This window comes from Gordonia cholesterolivorans (assembly GCF_039531975.1).
GTDB lineage: Bacteria > Actinomycetota > Actinomycetes > Mycobacteriales > Mycobacteriaceae > Gordonia > Gordonia sihwensis.
Genome location: NZ_BAAARB010000003.1, coordinates 160,140 through 184,217, shown reverse-complemented (window position 1 = coordinate 184,217; position 24,078 = coordinate 160,140). Strand labels below are relative to the sequence as shown.

The 24,078-nt window shown below is 71.5% G+C and carries 1 protein-coding gene (cut by a window edge); it reads left to right on the top strand.

The window, feature by feature from the left end:
* A protein-coding gene (locus ABFX36_RS04205; RefSeq protein ID WP_346075074.1) for a non-ribosomal peptide synthase/polyketide synthase crosses the window boundary here: on the top strand, positions 1-24,078 show its 3' portion. Its footprint begins 19,206 nt before the window's first position; the window shows 24,078 of its 43,284 coding nt (coding positions 19,207-43,284); the start codon falls outside the window, past its left edge; it ends in the stop codon at positions 24,076-24,078.

Genomic DNA, 24,078 nt, shown 5'->3' with positions numbered 1-24,078 from the left:
AAGGGCGTCGTGGTGACCCATCGGGGACTGGCGAACCTGGTCGCGGAGCAGCGCGCGCACATGCAGCTGGTCCCCGGCTCGCGGTCGCTGCAGTTCGCGTCACCGAGTTTCGACGCCTCGGTGTTCGAGATGATGATGGCCTTCGGCAGCGCGTCGACGATGGTCGTCGCGCCCGCGGGGCTGCTGGGCGGCGTGGAACTGTCGGACTTCCTGCGCGCGAACCGGGTGACCCACGCCTGCATCACGCCGGCCGCGCTGGCCGCGGCCGATCCGCAGGGACTGGACGACCTGCGCGTGCTGGCCGTGGCGGGCGACGCCTGCCCGCCCGAACTCGTGGCCCGCTGGGCACCCGAGCGCACCATGCTGAACCTGTACGGACCCACCGAGACCACCGTCTGGTGCACGGTGTCCGAGCCCCTGCGTGCGGGTGCGCCGATCACGATCGGCGCACCGACGCGCGGCTTCCGGCTGACCGTGCTCGACGGCCGCCTCCGGCCGGCTCCGGTGGGAGTGGCCGGTGAGCTCTACCTCGCCGGACCGGCCTTGGCCGCCGGCTACCACGATCGCGCCGGGCTGACCGCCGAGCGATTCGTCGCGAACCCGTTCAGCGAGGGCGAGCGGATGTACCGCACCGGCGACGTGGTCCGGTGGACGCGCGACGGGCGGCTCGAGTACGTCGGCCGCTCGGACTTCCAGGTCAAGGTCCGCGGCTTCCGCATCGAACTCGGCGAGATCAGCGGCGCGCTCTCGTGCCACGACAGCGTCGGATTCGTCACCACGGAGGGCGTCACCGCACCCGACGGCGGCACCGCGCTGGTGTCGTACGTGCTGCCCGCTCCCGGACACGTGGTCGACGAGGTCGCGCTGAAATCGTTCGCGGCGGAGTTCCTGCCCGCGTACATGGTTCCCGCTCAGGTCGTCGCACTCGACGAGGTCCCGCTCACGCCTGCGGGCAAGCTGGACCGCCGGGCACTGCCCGCGCCGTCGTTCACCATCGAGGAGGGCGACTACCAGGCGCCCCGCAGCCTCACCGAGGAGATCGTCGCAGGCGTCTTCGCCGAGGTCCTCGGCCTCGAGCGCGTCAGCGTCAGCAGCGGGTTCTTCGACCTCGGCGGCAACTCGCTGTCGGCGACGAAGGTCACCGCGCGCGTCGGCGCGGCGCTCGGCGTGCGCGTCGGGGTCCGCGACCTGTTCGACGCCCCGACGGTGGCCGAGTTCGCCGCCCATCTGGAGACGGCGACCGCCGACGAGCGGCCTCCGCTCACGGCCCGCCCGCGTCCGGATCGGATTCCGCTGTCGCTGGCCCAGCGCCGGATGTGGTTCCTCAATCAGTTCGACACGGAGTCGGCCGCGTACAACGTGCCCCTGGCCGTGCGGTTGAGCGGCGAACTCGACGTCGCCGCCCTCGAACAGGCAGTGGAGGACGTGCTCGCGCGTCACGAGGTGCTCCGCACCGTGTACCCGGACTCCGCCGACGGTCCCTACCAGGAGATTCTCCCGGCCTCTCGCGTGGACATCACGCCGATCCCGGTGACCGAGGCCGAGGTCGTCGCGCGCGCGGTCGACCTGATCTCCGAGGGCTTCGACGTGACCGCGCGGCCGCCGGTGCGGATCGCGCTGCTGGAGCAGAGCCCCCGCGAGCACGTGCTCGTGGTCACCATGCACCACATCACGGCCGACGGTGCGTCGGTCGCGCCCCTCGCCCGCGACATCATGGTCGCGTACACCGCGCGTGCCGCCGGTGCGGCGCCGCAGTGGTCGCCGTTGCCGGTCCAGTACGCCGACTACGCGCTCTGGCAGGGCGAGACGCTCGGCGACGTGGACGATCCGGAGTCACTGCTGGGGCGCCAGCGCGATTACTGGACCGATCGCCTCGCCGGTCTGCCCGAGGTGCTGGACCTGCCGATGGACCGGCCGCGTCCGGCGGTCCAGTCGACGGCCGGTGCGGGCAGCCCGTTCACGATCGACGCCCGCCTGCACAGGCGGCTCCTCGAGGTCGCGGAGGCGCACGACGCGACCCTGTTCATGGTGCTGCACGCGGCCTTCGCCGCGCTGCTGTCCCGGTTGGGCCGCGAATCCGACATCGCGATCGGCACGCCCGTGGCCGGGCGCGGCGAGCAGTCACTCGACGAGTTGGTCGGCGTGTTCGTCAACACCCTGGTGCTGCGTACCCGCGTCGACGGCGGTGCGAGCTTCGCCGACCTGCTGGCGCAGGTCCGGCAGAACGATCTCGCCGCGTTCACCCACGCCGACATGCCCTTCGAGCAACTCGTCGACGTGCTGGCGCCGTCGCGGTCGACGGCGGTCTCGCCGCTGTTCCAGGTGATGTTCACCATGCAGAACAACGCCCCGGCGAGCTTCGACCTGCCGGGTCTGTCGGTGAGCGGACTCACCTCCGACTTCGATGTCGCCAAGTTCGATCTGCAGCTGACCGTGACCGACCGGCGGGACGCCGACGGGTCGCCCGCCGATCTGCCCGCGACGTTCAGCTACGCCACGGCGCTGTTCGACCGGACGACCGTCGAACGCTTCGCCGAGGCCTACCTCGCGGTCCTGCACGGGATCTGCGACGACGCCGACCGCATCGTCGGCGACGTGCCCGTCACCTCCGCGCAGGACCGAGCCGACCTGGCCGCGGTCAACACGACCGCTGCTCCGGTGGAACCGGGCACGCTCGCGGGAGTGTTCGCCGCGCAGGCCGCGCGCACTCCGGACGCCACGGCGCTGGTGTTCGGCTCCGGCGCCTCCCGGCAGAGCCTCACCTACGCGGAGTTCGACGCCCGGACCAACGCGCTCGCACGGATGCTGATCGACGCGGGCGTGGGACCGGACGTCCCGGTGGCACTCGGCCTTCCGCGGTCGCTGGAACTGCTCACCGCGATGTACGCGATCGTCAAGGCCGGCGGCGCCTACGTCCCGGTCGATCCCGACCATCCCGCCGAGCGCACCCTGTACGTGCTCGACTCCGCCTCGCCCGCCGTGCTGCTGACGGCGTCGGACACCGACCTTCCCGCGCCCGACGGGTTGCCGGTGTGGACCGTCGACACGGTGGACCTCGACGGATGGTCGACAGCGCCGATCACCGATGCCGAGCGGTCGGCGCCGCTGCGCGGGACGAACACCGCGTACGTCATCTACACCTCCGGTTCCACCGGCCGCCCCAAGGGCGTCGCGGTGCCGCATTCGGCGATCGTGAATCGCCTCGCCTGGATGCAGCACGAGTACGCGCTCACCCCGGACGACGTTGTGGCGCAGAAGACCCCCGCGACCTTCGACGTGTCGGTGTGGGAGTTCTTCTGGCCGCTGCAGGTGGGCGCGTCGCTCGTCATCGCGCAGCCGGACGGGCACCGCGACCCGCTGTACCTCGCCGAGCTGTTCGAGGCGGAGTCGGTCACCACCGCGCACTTCGTCCCGTCGATGCTGTCGGCGTTCACCGGGGCGGTGGCTCCGGGATCGGTCGGCTCGCTGCGCCAGGTGTTCTGCTCGGGCGAGGCACTGACGCCGCGGGCCGCGCAGGCCTTCGCGGCGTTGAGCGATGCGCGTCTGCACAACCTCTACGGCCCCACCGAGGCGGCCGTCGACGTCACCTACCACGAGGTCACCCCGGCCGACACGGCCGCCGTGCCGATCGGCGCCCCGGTGTGGAACACCGGAGTCCACGTCCTCGACGACCGTCTGCATCCGGTGCCGGTCGGCGTGGCAGGCGAACTGTATCTCGCCGGCGTGCAGCTGGCGCGCGGTTACGTGGGACGCGCGGACCTCACCGCCGACCGCTTCGTGGCGAACCCGGCGGCCGACGGGGAGCGGATGTACCGCACCGGCGACCTGGTCCGATGGGTCCGGACCGACGGCGGGCTGGAACTGGACTACATCGGCCGCACCGACTTCCAGGTCAAGCTTCGCGGTCTGCGCATCGAGCTCGGCGAGATCGAGGCGGCGCTGCTCGATCAGCCGACGGTCGCGCAAGCCGTCGTGGTGGTGCGCGAAGACGTTCCGGGCGCACAGCAGCTCGTCGGCTACGTCGTCGGCGACGTCGCGTCCGGTGAACTCGATGTCGACGCTCTCACCGAGGCGATCTCGGCTCGCCTGCCGGAGTACATGGTGCCCACGGTGCTGATGCCGCTCGACGAGTTCCCGTTGAACGCCTCGGGCAAGCTCGACCGCAAGGCGCTGCCCGCGCCCGACCGGACCGAGTCGGTCACGCAGTACCGCGCACCGGCCGACCGTGTCGAGACCGTGCTCTGCGATCTGGTCGCCGAACTGCTCGGTCTCGACCGCGTGGGTGTGGACGACTCCTTCTTCGCGCTGGGCGGCGACTCGATCATGGCCATTCAGCTGGTCTCGCGCGCCAAGCGCGAGGGCATCGTCCTGCGTCCGGCCCAGGTCTTCGAGCACCGCACCGTCGCCGCGCTGGCGCGGGTGGCCGCCGCCGAGGCCGCAGCCGGCCTGGACGAGCTGCCGGGAGGCGGGGTCGGCGAGGCACCGCTGACGCCGATCATGCACTGGATGATCGAAGACCTCCGTGCGTACGACGAGTTCTCCCAGGCCGTGCTCCTGACGCTCCCCGAGTCCGTCGAGGAGTCGGATCTGGCGGCCGCGATCGCCATGCTGCTCGACCACCACGACGTCCTGCGCGCCCGCCTCGTCACGAGTACCGGAACCGCTGCCGACGCCACCGGTCTGTCCATCGGCCCGGTGGGCTCGGTTCCGGCGGCCGGACTGCTGACCCGCGTCGACGTCGACGCCGCTCCCGGAACCGAGGCCTTCGCCGCGGCCGCGGAGGAACAGATGCGCCGCGCCGGTGCCCGGCTCGATCCGCGGTCCGGCGTGACGACCCAGTTCGTCTGGCTGCACCGCACCGACGGCGGGCGCGACCGTCTGCTGGTCCTGGCCCACCACCTCGTGGTGGACGGTGTCTCGTGGCGGTCGCTGGTTCCCGACCTCGCGCTGGCCTGGTACCGCGTCACCGAGGGGGCCACGGCGGAACTGTCGCCGGTGGCGACGTCGTTCCGCCGCTGGGCCCACGCCCTCGCCGAGGCCGCACCGTCGCGGGCCGGGGAACTCGAGTTCTGGCGTTCCACTCTGACCGGCGACGATCCCGCGCTGGGTGCGCGGTACGCCGACCCCGAGATCGACACCGTCGAGACCGTCGATGACCTGCGGATCGAGTTGCCGCCGCAGATCGCCGAGGCCGTCCTCGGCCGGGTACCGGGAACGGTCCACGGCTCGGCGACCGACTCCCTGATGACCGCGCTGGCACTGGCCGTCGCGGCGTGGCGAGCGGCGCGGGGAGTCCACGCCCCGAGCGCACTCGTCACGCTGGAGGGGCACGGCCGCGAAGAGCAGGCCGTCCCCGGCGCCGACCTGTCCGGCACGGTCGGCTGGTTCACCAGCTCGTACCCGGTGCGCGTCGACCTCTCGGGACTCGACGTCGACGACGCGCTGGCCGGTGGTCCGGCGGCCGGCGCCGCGCTCAAGCGGGTCAAGGAGCAGTTGCGCGCGGTGCCCGACAACGGCATCGGCTACGGCATGCTGCGCTATCTGACCGAGGAGGGGCGCTCGGCGCTCGCCGGACTGCGCACGCCGCAGATCGGCTTCAACTACCTCGGCCGCGTCTCCGCGGGCACCGGGACAGTCGACGACGCCCCGTGGCAGCTCGACGGCGACTCCGGAAGCCTGGGCGGCACGCGTGATGCCGCGATGGCCCTCCCGGCCGCGCTCGACATCAACGCCTCGGCGGTCGACTCCGCCGACGGCACGCGCCTGGGCGCCACTTTCTCCTACGCCACCGGTGTCTTCACCGCCGAACAGGTCCGCGAGATCGCAGATCTGTGGGTGGAGGCGCTCACGGCTCTGACCCGGTACGCGGACGCGCCCGGTGCCGGCGGTCTCACCCCGTCGGATCTGCCGCTGGTGCGGCTCGACCAGCGAGCCGTCGAGGCCGTCGAGGAGCGTCACGGCGACGTGGCCGACATCTGGTCGCTCTCGCCGCTGCAGGAGGGACTGCTCTTCCACGCGCAGTTCGCGGGTGACGAACTCGACGCCTACATGGTGCAGACCGTCCTCACGCTGGAGGGCGTGGTCGATCCCGCCCGCCTCCGCGCGGCGGGCGAGGCACTGCTGCGCAGGCATGCGAACCTCCGGGTCGCTTTCGACTCGATCGACGGACTGCCCGTCCAGGTGGTGCCCGCGGCCGTGAGGCTGCCGTGGGCCGAGGTGGACCTCCGGGCCGCCGCGGACCCGCAAGCGGCCTTCGACGATCTGCTGGCCGCCGACCGCCGGCGCGGCTTCGACATGGCGACGCCGCCGCTGCTGCGGTTCACCCTCGCCCGACTGGGCGAGTCCGACTACCGGATGCTCTCGACCAACCACCACGTCCTGTTGGACGGCTGGTCCACACCGCTGCTGCTCAAGGACCTGCTGTTCCTGTACGCGGCCTCCGGTGACGGCTCGGCGCTGCCCGTCGTCGGCGAGTACCGCGAGTTCCTCGTGTGGCTCTCGCACCGCGACCACCGGTCGTCGCTGACCGCCTGGGCCGCCGCGTTCGACGGACTCGACGAGCCGACACTCGTCGCCGGCGAGGCGACGGCGGCATCGGCCGACTCCGCCGACACCGAACGGCTGCTGCCCGCCGGGTTGACGTCCACCCTCGGCGCACTGGCGCGGGCTCACGGCATCACCCTCAACACCCTCGTCCAGGCGGCGTGGGGTCTGGTGCTGTCGGCGCAGACCGGTCGCAACGACGTCACCTTCGGTACCACCGTCTCCGGCAGGCCCGCGGACCTTCCGGGCGTGGAATCGATGATCGGCCTGTTCATCAACACCCTGCCCGTGCGTGTCACGGTGCGTCCGGGGGAGTCGGCGCAGGAGTTCCTGCGGCGCCTGCAGGCCGAACAGGCGGCACTGCTCGACCACCACTACCTGGGTCTCTCGGAGATCCAGCGCGCGGTGGGCGCGGGCGCGGGATTCGACACGCTGAGCGTCTTCGAGTCGTACCCGGTCGATTCCGAGGCCCTCGCGCAGGCCGCCGACATCGACGGCATGCGGGTCACCGGACTGCGCGGCATGGACTCCACCCACTACCCGCTGACGCTGGTGGCGAGTTCAGCCGACCGTCTCCACCTGCAGCTCAAGTACCTGACCGATCTGTACGACGCCGCCGCGGCGGAGACCGTGCTCGACCGCGTGGAGAGGGTGCTCACCGCATTCGCCGAAACGCCGGAGGCACCGATCGCGTCGATCGGCGTGCTGAGCGACGCCGAGCGTTCCGACGTGCTGGGACTGGGCTTCGTGCCCGGTGTCGCGCCCACGGCCGACACGCTGGCCGATGCGTTCGCCGCGCAGGCGGCGGCCCACGCCGACCGGACCGCCGTGGTCGCGGGCGGCGAGCGGCTGACCTATGCGGAACTGGCCGGACGGGTCGACCGTCTGGCCCGGGTGCTCATCGCCGAGGGCGTCGGGCCCGAGTCGCTGGTCGCGGTCGCCATGCCGCGGACGGCCGACCTGGCCGTGGCGTTGCTCGCGGTGGTCACCGCGGGCGGCGCATACGTGCCCGTCGACGTCACGTACCCGCAGGACCGGCTGTCGTACATGCTCGCCGACGCCCGTCCGACGGTGGTCGTGTCCACCGCCGCCGACGCGGAGTCCCTGCCCGCGCACGAACTGCCCGTCCTGCTGCTCGATTCGCCGGACCTCGCCGAGCGGATGGCGGCGCAGCCGGAGGGCCCGGTGACCGACGCCGACCGACTGGCACCGCTGCGCCCGCAGCATCCCGCGTACGTCATCTACACGTCGGGGTCCACCGGGCGACCCAAGGGCGTGGTGATTCCCCACGTCGACGTGCTGACGCTGATGGCCGACACCCAGCTCGACTTCGGCTTCGACGAGACCGACGTGTGGACCATGTTCCACAGCTACGCCTTCGACTTCTCCGTGTGGGAGCTGTGGGGCCCGCTGCTGCACGGCGGCGCCCTGGTGATCGTCGACTACCTGACCTCGCGTTCGCCGGACGAGTTCCTCGAACTGCTGCGTCGCGAGCGCGTCACGGTCCTCAACCAGACGCCGTCGGCCTTCTATCAGCTGGCCGAAGCCGACCGCGTCGCGGGCGCGGGGGAGGAGTCCGTTCCCGATCTGGCGCTGCGCTACGTCGTCTTCGGCGGCGAGGCGCTCGACCTCGCGCAGTTGGAGCGCTGGTACGAGCGGCACGACGACCAGGAGGTCGCGCTGGTCAACATGTACGGCATCACCGAGACCACGGTGCACGTCAGCTATCTGCCGCTCGACCGCGAGTTCGCCCGCGCGTCCAAGGCCAGCGTCATCGGGCGCGGACTGCCGGGCATGGGCGTCTACGTCCTCGACTCCCGGCTGCAGCCCGCACCGGTGGGCGTCGTCGGCGAGATGTACGTCCACGGCGGCCAGCTGGCGCGCGGCTATCTCGGCCGTCCCGACCTGTCGGCCGAGCGATTCGTGGCGGATCCGTTCGGTGCGCCCGGCGAACGCATGTACCGCTCCGGCGACCTGGCCCGCTGGAACGCCGACGGACAGCTGGAGTATCTGGGCCGCAGCGACTTCCAGGTGCAGTTGCGCGGATTCCGGATCGAACTCGGTGAGATCGAGTCCGCGCTGATGCGGTATCGCGGTGTGGCCGCCTCCGCGGTGGTCGTGCACACCGACGAGCACACCGGCGACCGCCTCGTCGGCTACGTGGTGCCCGAGGCCGGCGCCCACGTGGAGCCCGGCGCGGTGCTGGACCACGTCAGCGGATTCCTGGCCGCGTACATGGTCCCGTCGACGATCGTCGTGCTCGACGCGTTCCCGCTGACGGCCAACGGCAAGCTCGACCGCCGAGCGCTGCCCGCCCCCGACACGGCAGGTGCCGCGACGGAGTTCGTCGCCCCGCGCGATGCGGTCGAGCAGGCGATCGTCGACGTCTTCGCCGAGGTGCTCGGAGTCGACCGCGTCGGCGTTCACGACGGCTTCTTCGATCTGGGCGGCAACTCGCTGGTCGCGACCCGGGTGGTGGCGCGCGTCAACGCGGCGCTCGACGCCGAGTTCGGCGTGCGGGACCTGTTCGACGCGCCGTCGGCCGCCGAGTTGGCCCAGTGCTACGAGCGGACCGGCCGGACCGCCGAGCGCCCGGCGCTGGTCGCCGGGCCGCGACCGGACCGGGTGCCGCTCTCGCTGGCTCAGCAGCGGATGTGGTTCCTCGCGCAGTTCGACCCGTCGTCGCCCGCATACAACATTCCGATGGCGATTCGCCTCACCGGCGATCTCGACGTGGATGCCCTCGCCGCCGCGATCACCGACGTGCTGGAGCGGCACGAGTCGCTGCGCACCCGCTTCCCGGACTCGGCCGACGGGCCCTACCAGGATGTGCTGCCGACCGCGGCGGTCCCGGTGGACCTGACACCGGTCGCCGTCGACGCGGCGGATCTGCTTCCCGCGGTCGCGGACGTCCTCGGCTCAGGCTTCGATGTGACGGCCGCTCCGCCGGTGCGGGTGCGGCTGCTCCAGGTGGCCGACACCGACGTCGCCGAGCACGTGCTGGTGATGGTGGTCCATCACATCAGCGCCGACGGCATGTCGATGGCACCGCTGGCGCGGGACGTGATGGTGGCCTACACGGCGCGCGCCGCGGGCGAGGCGCCCGGCTGGTCGCCGCTGGAGGTGCAGTACGCCGACTACGCCGTCTGGCAGCGGGCGGTCCTCGGCGACGAGAACGATCCGGAGTCGGTGGCCGCGCGGCAGATCGGCTTCTGGCGGAGCGAACTCGCCGGCCTGCCCGACGCACTCGACCTGCCCACCGACCGTCCGCGTCCGGTGGAGCAGTCGATGGCCGGAGCCCGGCACGTGTTCGAGATCGGCGAGGACGTGCGCCGAGCGGTGGCCGACCTGGCGGCCGCGCATCGTGCGACGCCGTTCATGGTCGTGCACGCGGCGCTGGCGGTGCTGCTCTCGCGGCTGGCTCGGGAGACCGACATCGCCGTCGGCACTCCGATCGGCGGCCGCGGCGAGGCCGCGCTCGACGATCTCGTCGGCATGTTCGTCAACACCGTCGTGCTGCGTTCGCAGATCGACGGCGACGAGACCTTCGCCGGATTGCTCGATCGCGTGCGCCAGTCCGACCTCGCGGCGTTCGGGCACGTCGACGTGCCCTTCGAGCAGCTCGTCGAGGCGCTCAATCCGGTGCGCTCGACGTCGCATCACCCGTTGTTCCAGGTCTCGCTGTCACTGCAGAATCAGCAGCGGGCCGAGCTCGAACTGCCCGGGCTCACGGTCGGTGCGCTCGACCCGGGCGTCGAGGTGACTCAGTTCGACCTCGACCTGACACTCGGCGACGCCGTCACCGAGGACGGCGAGCCGAATGGGATGTACGCCTACTTCGTCTACGCCACCGAACTGTTCGACGCCTCGACCGTCGCGACGATCGCCGAGAGGTTCGTCCGGCTGCTGACGTCGCTGACCGCCGATCCCGAACAGCGGGTGGGCGACGCGGCCTGGCTGTCGGAGGCAGAGCGCGCCGCGGTGCTCGCCGACGGCGCGGGCCCGGCCGTCGAGGTCGCCGAGCGGACTCTGCTGGCGCGCTACGAACGTCAGGTGGCCGCCACCCCGGATGCGGTCGCGGTCGTCTACGAGGGCCGCGAGATCAGCTACCGGGACTTCGACGCGCAGGCCAACCGCTGGGCGCGCCGGCTCATCGGCGCCGGCGTGGGACCGGACACGGTGGTCGCGATCGCCGTGTCGCGGTCGGTGGAGATGCTGACCGCGATGTACGCGGTCGCCAAGGCCGGCGGCGCCTACGTCGCGATCGACCCGGAACAGCCGCGCGAGCGTTCGGCCTACGTGCTCGACTCGGCCGAGCCGGCCGTCGTGATCTCCACCGAGGCCGACCGCGGGGCACTGCCCGACGGCGTCGAGCCGATCCTCCTCGAGGACGAAGCGGTCGCGGGTCTGTCGCCGGAACCGGTGACCGACGCCGACCGGATCGTTCCGCTGCGCGGCGACCACCTCGCGTACCTGATCTACACCTCCGGCTCCACCGGCCTCCCCAAGGGCGTGGCACTCACCCAGCAGGCGATCGCGAACTACCTCGCGTGGATCGTCGACCGGTACTCGCTGGACGAGTCGTCCCGAGTGGTGCAGAAGGCTCCCGCGACCTTCGACGTCTCGGTCTGGGAGACGTTCGCGGTCACCCAGGTGGGCGGTCGCGTCGTCGTGGCCGCTCCGGGCGGACACCGCGACCCGGACTATCTGGCCCGACTCATCGCCGAGCAGCGGGTCACCGTCGCGGAGTTCGTTCCGTCGCTGCTCAGCGCGTTCCTCACCGCGGGCCACGCATCCGCACTCGACTCGCTCGAGTACGTCGTGGCGGGCGGCGAGGAACTGTCGGCCGGACTCCTGAAGGAGTTCACCGCGGCCACCGGCACCGTCATCGACAACACCTACGGTCCGACGGAGACCACCGTCGGCATCCTGTTCGAGCCGGCGGTCCAAGCGCTCGGCGAGGTCGCGACGGTGCCGATCGGGCGTCCGTCGTGGAACGCCGGCGCTCTGGTGCTCGACGACCGTCTGCACCCGGTTCCCGTGGGCTCGGCGGGCGAGCTGTACCTGACCGGCGTCCAGTTGGCCCGCGGGTACCTCGGCCGCCCCGATCTGACGGCCGAACGGTTCGTGGCCGATCCGTTCGCGGCCGACGGCACCCGGATGTACCGCACCGGCGATCTGGTGCGATGGAACCACGCCGGACGGCTGGAGTTCCTGGGGCGCACCGACTTCCAGGTGAAGCTGCGCGGCCTGCGCATCGAGCTGGGCGAGATCGAGGCGGCGCTGGCGAGCCACCCCGAGGTGGACCAGACGGCCGTGATCCTCCATCACGATGACCACGTCGGCGATCAGCTGGTCGCGTACGTGGTCGCAGCCGGCGTCGAGGCTCTCGACGCGGGCGAACTGAAGACGTACCTCGGGACGCGACTGCCCGCGTACATGGTGCCCGCCGCATTCGTCGCGCTCGACGAGATGCCGCTGGGCGCCAGCGGCAAACTCGATCGACGCGCTCTCCCGGCGCCGCACCTCGAGGCGGACGCGGGCGAGTACGTGGCTCCGCGGTCGCCGGTCGAGGAGGTCGTCGCGGGAGTGGTGGCCGAGGTGCTCGGCCTCGATCGGGTCGGCGTCACCGACGACTTCTTCGCGCTCGGCGGCAACTCGCTGGTCGCCACCCGGGTGATCGCTCGGGTCAACGAGGCTCTCGGCTCCGACCTCGGCGTGCGCGCCCTGTTCGACGCACCGACCGTCGGCGGGCTCGCCGAGACGGCCGAGCGGACCGGCACCGGCCGGACCCGCCCCGCACTGGCGCCGCAGCCGCGCCCGGAGCGGATCCCGCTCTCGCTCGCGCAGCAGCGCATGTGGTTCCTGAACCGGTACGACCCGGAGTCGGCGGCGTACAACGTCCCGCTGGCCGTGCGATTGTCGGGCGAACTCGACACCTCGGCGATGGCTCAGGCCGTCCGGGACGTGGTGATCCGGCACGAGTCGATCCGCACGGTCTTCCCGGCCGGAGACGACGGCCCCTACCAGTCGATCCGGCCCGCCGACGAGGTCCTCGGCGACCTCGCACCGGTCGACGTGGCCGCCGGCGAGATCGCCGGTGTCGTCCGAGACTTCGCGCTGGCGCCCTTCGACGTGACGGCTCAGGCCCCGCTGCGCGTGGCCCTGTACCGGATCGCCCCCGACGAGCACGTGCTGGCGTTCGTGGTCCACCACATCGTCGGCGACGGCTCGTCGACGGCGCCGCTGGCACGTGACGTCATGGTGGCGTACCTGGCGCGCTCGGCGGGCTCGGAGCCCGGCTGGGCGCCGCTGCAGGTCCAGTACGCCGACTTCGCGATCTGGCAGCGGTCGCTGCTGGGGGCGGAGGACGACCCGGCGTCGCTGGCGGCACAGCAGGTGCAGTACTGGCAGAGCACGCTCGCGGGCCTTCCCGAGGTTCTCGACCTGCCGACCGACCGGCCGCGTCCGGCGGACCGGTCGCAGCAGGGCGCGAGCGTCGGCTTCGAACTCGACGCGCGGGTCCACGACGGCCTGCGGAACATCGCGTCCGAGGGCGGCGCCACCATGTTCATGGTGGTCCACGCGGCGCTGGCGACACTGCTCGCGCGACTGTCGAGCAGCTCCGACATCGCGATCGGCACGCCGATCGCGGGCCGCGGTGAGCGCGCCCTCGACGATCTGATCGGCATGTTCGTCAACACCCTGGTGCTGCGCACCCAGGTGGAACCGGACGCCGGCTTCGCCGATCTGCTGTCGCAGACCCGGGGTGCCGACCTCGGTGCCTTCGCCAACGCCGACCTGCCGTTCGAGAGGCTGGTCGACATCCTCGATCCGGTGCGCTCCAGCGCGCATTCGCCGCTGTTCCAGGTGGTGCTGTCCACCGAGGACATCGGCGAGGAGCGGTTCGAGCTCCCGGGGCTCACGGTCACCGGGCTGGCCGACGACACCCACGTGGAGAAGTTCGACCTCGAACTGTCGTACCGTGAGCGCTTCGACGACGACGGTCGTCCGGCCGGGCTCGCGCTGACCTTCGGCTACGCCACCGACATCTTCGACGAGAGCTCCGTCCGGGCGTTCAGCGACCGCCTCACGCGCATCCTGGCCGCGGTGGCTGCGGACGCCCGGGTGCGGATCGGCGACATCGAACTCCTCGAGGACGCCGAGATCGAGGCGCTCGCACCGGTCCGCGGCGCCGCACCGGCCGGACCGGCGACCCTCGCCGAGATGCTCACGTCCACGGCCTCGGCGAACTCCGCGTCCACCGCACTGGTGCTCGGCGACGAGGCCATCGGCTACGCCGAACTCGACGAACGCTCCAACCGGCTGGCGCGGGTGCTGATCGCCCGCGGCGCGGGCCCGGAGACCGTGGTCGCGCTCGGCATGGCGCGCTCGATCGACTCCGTCGTGGCCATGTGGGCCATCGCCAAGTCCGGCGCGGCCTTCCTGCCGGTGGACCCGGGATACCCGGCCGACCGCATCGCACACATGCTGACCGATTCCGGTGCGGTCCTGGGCGTGACGACATCGGCCTGGCGCGACGCCTTCGGCTCCGTCGGCCGATGGCTCACACTCGACGACGCGGACACCGCGAGCGCGGTGGACGCGGCCTCGGCCGCGGCGATCACCGATGCCGAGCGCACAGCCGCGCTGCACGTCGCGCAGACCGCCTACCTCATCTACACCTCCGGCTCCACCGGTCTGCCCAAGGGCGTCGCGGTGACCCACGAGGGCCTGATGAACTTCGCGACCGAACTGCGGGAGCGCTGCGGAACCAGGCCGGGTTCGCGGGTCCTGCACTTCGCATCGCCGAGCTTCGACGCGTCGGTGCTGGAGTACCTGCTGGCCTTCGGGGCCGGTGCCACCTTCGTGATCGCACCGACCTCGGTGTACGGCGGCGACGACCTGGCCGAGCTGCTGCGGCGTCACGATGTGACGCACGCCTTCATCACTCCGGCCGCGCTCGCCTCCGTCCACGAGACGGGCATGGACCAGCTGGAGATGATTGGCGTCGGCGGCGACGTCTGCCCGCCCGAACTGGTCGCCCGCTGGGCGCCCGGGCGCCGCATGTTCAACATGTACGGTCCCACCGAGGCGACTATCTCGGTCACGATCGACGGGCCGCTGCAGCCCGCCGAACCCGTCACCATCGGGTCGCCGAACCGCGGTGTGGAAGCACTCGTGCTCGACGCCCGGCTGCGGCCGGTGGCCGTCGGCGTGCCCGGTGAGCTGTACGTGGCGGGGCCGGCTCTGGCGCGCGGCTACCACGATCGACTCGGTCTGAGCGCCGAGCGATTCGTCGCGAACCCGTACGGCGGGAACGGGGCGCGCATGTACCGCACCGGCGACCTCGTTCGCTGGGTCGAGGCTGAGCGCGGACTGTCCCTGGAGTACCTCGGCCGCTCCGACCAGCAGGTCAAGGTCCGCGGCTTCCGTATCGAACTCGGCGAGATCAACGCCGTGCTGGCCGCCCACACGGCGGTGGAGTTCGTGCACACCAGCGGTCACGTCACCGACGGCGGCGACACCCTGCTCGTGTCGTACGTGCTGCCCTCGAACGGCGAGGAGCTCGCAGTGCGTGAACTTCTGGCGTTCGCCGGCGAGCGGCTGCCGGGCTACATGGTGCCCGCCGCGATCGTGATTCTGGACGAGATTCCGCTGACCCCCGCGGGCAAGCTCGACGTCCGGGCGCTGCCCGCCCCCGAGATCACCGAGACGGCCGGAACCTATGTGCCGCCGCGCACCCCGACCGAGGAGATCCTCGCGGGCGTCTTCGCCGAGGTGCTCGGCGTGTCCCGCGCCGGATCGACCGACGGGTTCTTCGATCTCGGCGGCAACTCGCTGTCGGCCACGCGCGTCACGGCGCGCGTCAACGCGGTGCTCGGCGCCGACCTCGCGGTTCGCGACGTGTTCGACGCACCGACGGTGGCCGGTCTGGCCGCGCTGATCGACGCCCGGCGCGGCTCGGGAGCGGACCGCCCCGCGCTGGTCCCGGTCCATCGCCCGCACCGGATCCCGTTGTCGCCGGCGCAGCGACGGATGTGGTTCCTGAACCAGTTCGATCCCGAGTCGGCCGCGTACAACATCCCGCTCGCGGTGCGTCTGACGGGCGAACTCGACGTGGACGCGCTGCGTGCGGCGATCGCCGACGTGGTCGCGCGGCATGAGACGCTGCGCACGGTGTACCCGGCCGTCGGCCGCGAACCGCATCAGGTGATCCTGCCCGCCGACACCGTTCCCGATCTGCCGGTGATCGAGGTGTCCGCCGACCGGATCGTCGACGAGGTGACCGCGTTCGCGGCCCGCGGCTTCGACGTCACAGCGGCGCCGCCCCTGCGGATGGAACTGCTGGAGGCGGCACCCGACGAGCGCGTGCTAGTGGTCGTGATCCATCACATCTCCGGCGACGGCTCGTCGACCGCACCGTTGGTGCGCGACGTGATGGTCGCGTACGCCTCCCGTGCCGCGGGCATGGCGCCGCAGTGGACGCCGCTTCCGGTGCAGTACGCGGACTTCGCCGTCTGGCAGCGGGAACTCCTCGGCGATGAGCGCGACCCGCAGTCGCGTGCGGCACGTCAGCTGGCCTTCTGGACCGAGGCACTCGCCGATCTGCCCGCGCAGATCGAGCTGCCCGCCGATCGGCCGCGCCCGCGCGTGCAGTCGCTCGACGGCGGCGCGGTGGCGGTCACCGTCGACGCGGACACCCACCGCGGCCTGATCGAGGTGGCGCGGGATCGCGGGGCGAGCGTCTTCATGGTCGTCCACGCCGCGCTGTCGGCGCTGCTCGCGGGGCTGTCGGGGTCGTCGGACATCGCCGTCGGCACCCCCACCGCGGGCCGTGGAGACGCCGCGCTCGACGATCTCGTCGGCATGTTCGTCGGCACCCTGGTGCTGCGTGCCCAGGTGGAGCCCGGCATCACGTACGCCGAGTTGATCGACCAGGTTCGCGAGTTCGACCTGGCGGCGTTCGGCAACGCCGACATCCCGTTCGAACGTCTGGTGGAGGTTCTCGATCCCGAACGGTCGACCGCGCACTCGCCGCTGTTCCAGGTGATGCTCTCGTTCCAGAACCTCGAGCGCGAAGACCTGGAACTGCCGGGCCTGACGGTCTCGGCGGTCGGCTCGGGACCGGAACCGGCGAGGTTCGATCTGTCGATCGGCGTCGAGGAGGGATACGCCGACGACGGCAGCCCGGCGGAGATCGCGGTCTCGTTCGGCTACGCGACGGCGTTGTTCGACGAGTCCACCGTGCGCGGTTTCGGCGACGCCTTCGTCCGGGTGCTGCGGGCACTGGTCGCCGATCCGGACGCGGCGGTCGGCGATGCGCCGCTCGCCGGCGAGGACGACCGTTCGGCACTCGCCGCGGTCAACGCCACCGGGCACGATCTCGTCCCCGCGACGCTCGCGGACCTGTTCGACGCGCAGGTCGCGCGGACGCCGGACGCCGAGGCACTGGTCTTCGAGGGCCGACGACTGTCGTACGCGGACTTCGACGCTCAGGCCAATGCCCTGGCGCGGAAGCTGATCGACGCCGGTGTGGGACCGGACGTGCACGTCGCCCTGGCGGCGCGCCGCTCGCTCGACCTGCTGGTCGGCATGTACGCGGTGATCAAGGCGGGCGGTGCGTACGTGCCGGTCGACCCGGACCACCCCGCCGAGCGAACCCAGTACGTCCTCGAATCGGCGGCACCGCAGGTGGTGCTCGCCGACACAGGCGTGGACCTCGAGGTGCCCGACGGTGTCCCGGTGTGGACGCTGGGTGCGATCGACGTCGACGACTACCCCGACGGTCCGGTGACCGATTCCGAACGGCTCGCACCGTTGCGCGGAACGAACATCGCGTACGTGATCTACACCTCCGGGTCCACGGGGCGCCCGAAGGGCGTCGCGGTCCCGCACTCCGGTGTGGTCAACCGGCTCGCGTGGATGCAGTCGGCCTACCCGCTGACCTCGGACGATGCGGTGGTGCAGAAGACGCCGTCGACCTTCGACGTGTCGGTGTGGGAGTTCTTCTGGCCCTTGCAGGTCGGTGCGTCCCTGGTGATCGCCCGCCCGGACGGCCATCGCGACCCGCAGTACCTCGCCGATCTCATCGAGGCCGAGTCGGTGACGACTGCGCACTTCGTGCCGTCGATGCTCTCCGCGTTCACCTCGCTCGTGGAGCCCGGTCGGGTTCCGTCGCTGCGGCAGGTGTTCTGCTCGGGTGAGGCGCTGACCCCGCAAGCCGCACAGGCCTTCGCCGCGCTGAGTCCGGCGCGACTGCACAACCTGTACGGTCCCACCGAGGCGTCGGTGGATGTGACGTTCCACGAGTACACCGCCTCCGACACGGTGACCGTGCCGATCGGCCGGCCGGTGTGGAACACCCGGCTGCACGTGCTCGACGCACGCCTGAACCCGGTGCCGATCGGGGTGGCCGGTGAGCTGTATCTGGCGGGCGTGCAGTTGGCCCGCGGTTACGTCGGACGCCCGGATCTGTCGGCGGACCGCTTCGTGGCGGACCCGCATGCGCCGGGCGAGCGGATGTACCGCACCGGTGACCTCGTCAAATGGGTGCGGACCGCGGACGGTGAGGGCATCGAGCTGGTCTACATCGGGCGCACCGACTTCCAGGTGAAGCTGCGCGGACTGCGGATCGAGCTCGGCGAGATCGAGTCGGTCCTGCTGGAGCAGCCGGGTGTGGCACAGGCCGTGGTGCTGGTGCGCGAAGACATCCCCGGCGCTGCGCAATTGGTCGGCTACGTGACGGCCGCTGCGGGGGAGAGCCTCGACGTCGACGCGCTCACCGCGGCACTGTCGGTGCGGTTGCCGGAGTACATGGTTCCCGCGGTGCTCATGGTGCTGCCGGCGTTTCCGCTGAACGCCTCGGGCAAACTCGACCGGAAGGCGCTGCCTGCACCCGACACGCAGTCGCGGTCGCAGACCTACCGTGCGCCCTCCACCCACACCGAGGCGGTCCTGGCGCAGCTGATCGCCGAACTCCTCGGCGCCGAGCGAGTCGGTGTGGACGATTCGTTCTTCACCCTCGGCGGCGACTCGATCATGGCGATCCAGCTCGTGTCGCGGGCCAAGAGCGCGGGGATCCTGCTCACGCCGAGGATGGTCTTCGAGCACCGCACGGTGGCCGCGCTGGCGGTGGCCGCCGAGGCGGCGGAGCTGGTGACCCTCGACGAGTTGCCGGGAGGCGGGGTCGGCGACGTTCCGATGCCGCCGATCGGCCGGTGGATGATCGAGCACGGGCGCAGCTACTCGCGGTTCTCGCAGGCCGAAGTGTTGGCGCTGCCGCGCACCGCCGCGTTCGAGGATCTGACCGCGGCGCTCGGCGCGGTCGTCGACCATCACGACATGCTGCGTGCCCGTCTGGTGGACGCCGACGGCGTCACCTCGCTGCACGTGGCGGAGGCCGGGTCGGTCGATCCGTCCGGCATCCTGACGCAGGTGCGGTACTCGGGAGAGTTCACCGCCGCGGCGTCCGCCGCACTCGAGGCGGCCGGCACCCGGCTCGATCCATGGGCCGGCCGGATGGTCCAGGCCGTGTGGCTGGTCGGCGACGACGCCGACGGGCTCGGCCACCTGCTCGTGGTGGTCCACCACCTCGCGGTCGACGGGGTGTCGTGGCCCATCCTGGCCGCCGACCTCACGGTGGCCTGGGGGCGCATCGCGAGCGGAGAACCGGTGCAGTTGCCCGAGGTGGGAACCTCCTTCCGGCGCTGGATGCACGGACTCGCCGACCTCGCCTCGACCGACGATGCGGCCGATCGCGCCCACTTCTGGGAGTCGGTGCTCGAGGGCCCCGACCCGGATCTGGGCTCGCGCCCGCTCGACCCGGCGCTCGACCTCGTCGAGACCGTGGAGGAGTTCCGCGTGGTGGTTCCCGACGACGTCACCGACGCCGTTCTGAACCGGGTGCCCGAGGCCTTCCACGGATCGGTGGACGATTCACTGCTGACGGCGCTGGCCCTGGCGCTGGTCGCCTGGCGAGCCGAACGCGGTGTCGACGAGTCGACGGCACTGGTGACGCTGGAGGGCCACGGCCGCGAGGAGCAATTGCTCCCCGGCGCGGACCTGTCGCGGACCGTGGGCTGGTTCACCTCGCAGTATCCGGTCCGGCTCGACGTCTCCGGCATCGACCTGGACGACGCCTTCGCCGCGGGACCCGAGCTGGGACGGGCGGTGAAGGCGGTCAAGGAGCAGTTGGCCGCCGTACCCGATCGAGGCGTCGACTACGGTCTGCTGCGCAGGATGAACCCGGAGACGGCGGCACGTCTGTCCACGCTGCGCACACCGCAGATCGGGTTCAACTACCTCGGACGGCGCGCCGGCGAGACACCGCAGGCAGCCGAGCAGCGGGGCGAGGCCGTGAATCTCGGCGGCACGCGCAACCCCGACATGGTGGTGCCTGCGCTGCTCGACGTGAACGCGGTCGCGGTCGGTTCGTCGCTGACGGCCGACTGGGCGTACGCCGGTGGCGTCCTGACCCGCGACGAGGTGGCGCGCCTGGCCGATCTGTGGGTGGCGGCGCTGACGGCTCTCGCGCGGCACACCGACCGGGCCGACGCGGGTGGGCACACCCCGTCGGACTTCGACCTGGTGTCGGTGAGCCAGCGTCAGATCGACGCCTGGGAGAGCGCCTACGGCGGCGTCGACGACGTGTGGTCGCTGTCGCCGCTGCAGGAGGGTCTCGTCTACCAGTCGCAGATCGCGACCGACGACGAGGACTTCTACCAGGTCCAGATGGTGCTGAAGCTCGGTGGCCGGGTGGACGCCGACCGGCTCCGCGCTGCGGGGCAGGCGATCCTGGACCGCTACCCGAACCTGCGCGTGGCCTTCAGCTACGACGCGGGTGTCGCGGCACAGGTGGTGCTCGACGGAGTGGAACTGCCCTTCCGATCGGTGTCGATGACGCAGGTGCCCGAAGCCGAACGGGATGAGGCGCTGCGGCGTCTGCTCGACGACGACCGGCGGAGCGGATTCGATCTGTCCCGGCCGCCGATGCTGCGCTTCACCCTCGTCGAGATGGCCGACGGCGATCACCGGCTGGCGGTCCTGGTCCATCACGCACTGGTCGACGGCTGGTCGACGCCGCTGTTCCTGCGGGAGCTGTTCGTGCTCTACGCGACGCACGGCGACGCGACCCACCTGCCGCCCGCGCGGTCGTACCGGGACTTCCTGGTGTGGCTCTCGAAGCAGGACCGCGCACAGTCGCTGTCGGTGTGGCGGGACGTCCTCGACGGCGTCGACGAGCCGACCCTGGTGGTCGGCGACGCGGTCGACCACGGATCGTCGTCCCGTGAGCTCGCGGTGACGCTGGACGCCGAACTGTCGCAGCGACTCAACGCCCTGGGCCGCGACCGCGGGTTCACGATGAACACCGTGGTGCAGGCGGGATGGGCACTCGTGGTGTCGGCGCTGACCGGACGCGACGACGTCGTCTTCGGCGCCACCGTCTCGGGACGGCCACCGCAGCTCGACGGCGTCGAGGAGATGATCGGCCTGTTCATCAACACCCTGCCGGTGCGGGTTCGCATCCGCGGCGGGGAGCGGCTCGAGGATCTGCTCGCACGCATCCAGACCGAACAGACCGATCTGCTCGACCATCACTACGTCGGCATGCCGGAGATTCAGGCGGTCGCCGGGCCGGGCGCCGGGTTCGACACCCTCGCGGTGTTCGAGTCGTACCCCGACGTCGAGGCGGGCGAGGGCGGCGACATCGACGGAATGACGGTGGAGGGTCTGACGGGCACCGACACGGTCCACTACCCGCTGGCGCTGGCCGCGGAGTACACGGACTCGCTGGTGCTGCGGCTCAAGTACCTCGACGGCGCCTTCTCGCCGGAGCGGGCACAGGGCGTGATGGACGTCCTGGTGGGGGCGATCACCGCGTTCGCCGAGCAGCAGACGGCGCGAGTGGTGGAGCTGGACCTGATGGACCCGGCGCAGCGCGCCGCCCTGGTGCCGGCGACCGGACGCGCGGCCTACCCGTACGCGTCGATGGCGGACATGTTCGCCGCCGCCGCGGCGGTCGACCCGGACGCGCTCGCCGTCGTCGCGCGGGAGCGCTCGGTCACGTACCGCGAACTCGACGAGTACTCCAACCGGCTGGCCCGCGAGCTGATGGCACGCGGCGTCGGTACCGAGGACGTCGTGGCGATCGCGATCGGCCGCTCGGTGGAGTCGGTGGCCGCGGTGTGGGCCGTCGTCAAATCGGGCGCGGCGTACCTGCCGGTGGACCCGAACTATCCGACCGACCGCATCGAGCACATGCTCACCGACTCCGGATCGGTCCTCGGGCTCACCGTGACCGCGCATCGGGGCGGCCCGAGCGGCGGACTGGAGTGGATCGTCCTCGACGATCCCGCGCACCACGCGCAGATCCAGGGCCGGCCGGCCGGTCCGGTCACCGACGAGGTGCGACTGCGGCCGATCCGGCCGGAGACCGCCGCGTACATGATCTACACGTCCGGGTCGACGGGTATGCCGAAGGGCGTCGTGGTGGTCCATCGGGACGTGGCCGGATCGGCGCAGGACGCGCGGGTGCGGATGGCGATCGCTCCGGGCGACCGGATGCTGCACGTCATCTCGCCGAGCTTCGACGGTTCGGTGGGCGAGTACCTGATCGCGTTCGGCGCGGCCGCGACAATGGTCGTCGCCCCGCCGGAGGTGTTCGGCGGAGCCGAACTCGCCGACCTCCTGCGCGCCGAGCGGGTGACCCACCTGCTGATGACTCCGGGTGCGCTGGCCTCGGTGAACCCGGCCGGACTCGACGATCTCCGCGTCGTCGCGGTGGGCGGCGAGGCGTGCCCGCCGGAGCTGGTGGAGCGCTGGGCGCCGGGACGCCTGTTCGTCAACGTGTACGGCCCCACCGAAGCGCTGGTCTGGTCCAACTGGATCGCCGTGGAGGCCGGGCAGCGAGTCACGATCGGTGCGCCGCGTGCCGGTTTCGGGGCAGTGGTGCTCGACGCGAACCTGCGGCCGGTGGCCGCGGGCGTGGTCGGCGAGCTGTACCTGATGGGGCCGGGTCTGGCGCGCGGCTATCACCGGCGCCCGAGTCTGACCGCCGAGCGGTTCGTGCCGAATCCGTTCGGAGAGCCGGGTGACCGCATGTACCGCACCGGCGACGTGGTCCGTTGGATTCCGGGCGGCGAGCTGAGCGGAGACGAGTGGGTGCTCGACTACGTCGGGCGGTCCGACTTCCAGGTCAAGATCCGAGGGTTCCGCATCGAGCTCGGCGAGATCGAGTCCGCGCTGAGCGCGCACCCGAGCGTCGACTTCGCACACGTCATCGGCGTTCCCGGACCGGGCGGACAGACCGTGCTGGCCGCCTACGTCCTGCCCGTGGAGGGGGCGGCGGTGGATCCCGACGCCCTGTCCGAGTTCGTCGCCCGCACGCTGCCCGCGTACATGGTTCCGGCGGCGGTGGTCGCGATCGATCACGTGCCGCTGACCGGTGCGGGCAAGATCGACCGGAAGGCTCTGCCGGTGCCGGAGTTCGCCGAACGTGCGCCGTACGTCCCGCCGTCCACGGACGAGGAGCAGATGCTGGTGGACGCGTTCGAGCGGGTGCTGGGCACCACCGACGTCGGAATCGACGACGGCTTCTTCGATCTGGGCGGTCATTCGTTGCTCGCGACCAGGCTCGTCGGCCTGATCAGCGACGAACTCGGCCTGCGGGTGCCGATGCAGTGGATGTTCGCCGATGCGACACCGCGCCGGATCGCCGAACGGCTCTCGGAGCTCGGTGCCGAGGACACCGGTGACGATCTGCAGGTGCTGCTCCCGCTCCGGACCGAGGGCCGGGCCGCCCCGCTGTTCTGCGTCCATCCGTTCATCGGCCTGTCGTGGTCGTACGGCGGGCTGACCGGATACCTCCCCGACCGTCCGGTGTACGGCATCCAGTCGCCGGTGCTGTCCGGCGGTGAGATGCCGCAGACCGTGGAAGAGGTGGCGGCGCTGTACCTGGCGAAGATCCGCGAGGTGCAGCCGGAGGGTCCGTACCACCTGCTCGGCTGGTCGCTCGGCGGTGTCATCGCGCACGCGATGGCCGTCGCACTGCGGGCCGACGGTCAGCAGGTGGCGACCCTGGCGATGCTCGACAGCCACCTGTCGCTGTCGGAGGTCGGTGAGGCAGCCGCCGCGGACAACATGGGCGAGGTGCTCGCCGGACTCGGCTTCGATTCGTCGATGCTCGCCGGACTCGAGGGTGTCAGCACCGAGCGGTTGTTCGAACTGCTTCCGCAGATGCCGGGCCTGCCGCCCTCATTGGTCGGCAAGGACCTGCGGGCGATGCTGCCGGACACCGATCTGGTGGCGCGGCAGATCGAGTCGTACCGCCCGCAGCTCTTCGACGGCCGGGTGGACTACTTCGCGGCGCGTCAGGGCCGGCTGCGGCGGGACGATCCGAGCGAGGACTGGACCGATGCGGCCGAGGCGATCGTGGTCTTCGACGTGGACGCGAGCCACAACGACATGACCACACAGCACGCGCTGGCACAGATCGGGCCCATCCTGGCACGGCTGCTGGAGGGACGCCCGTGA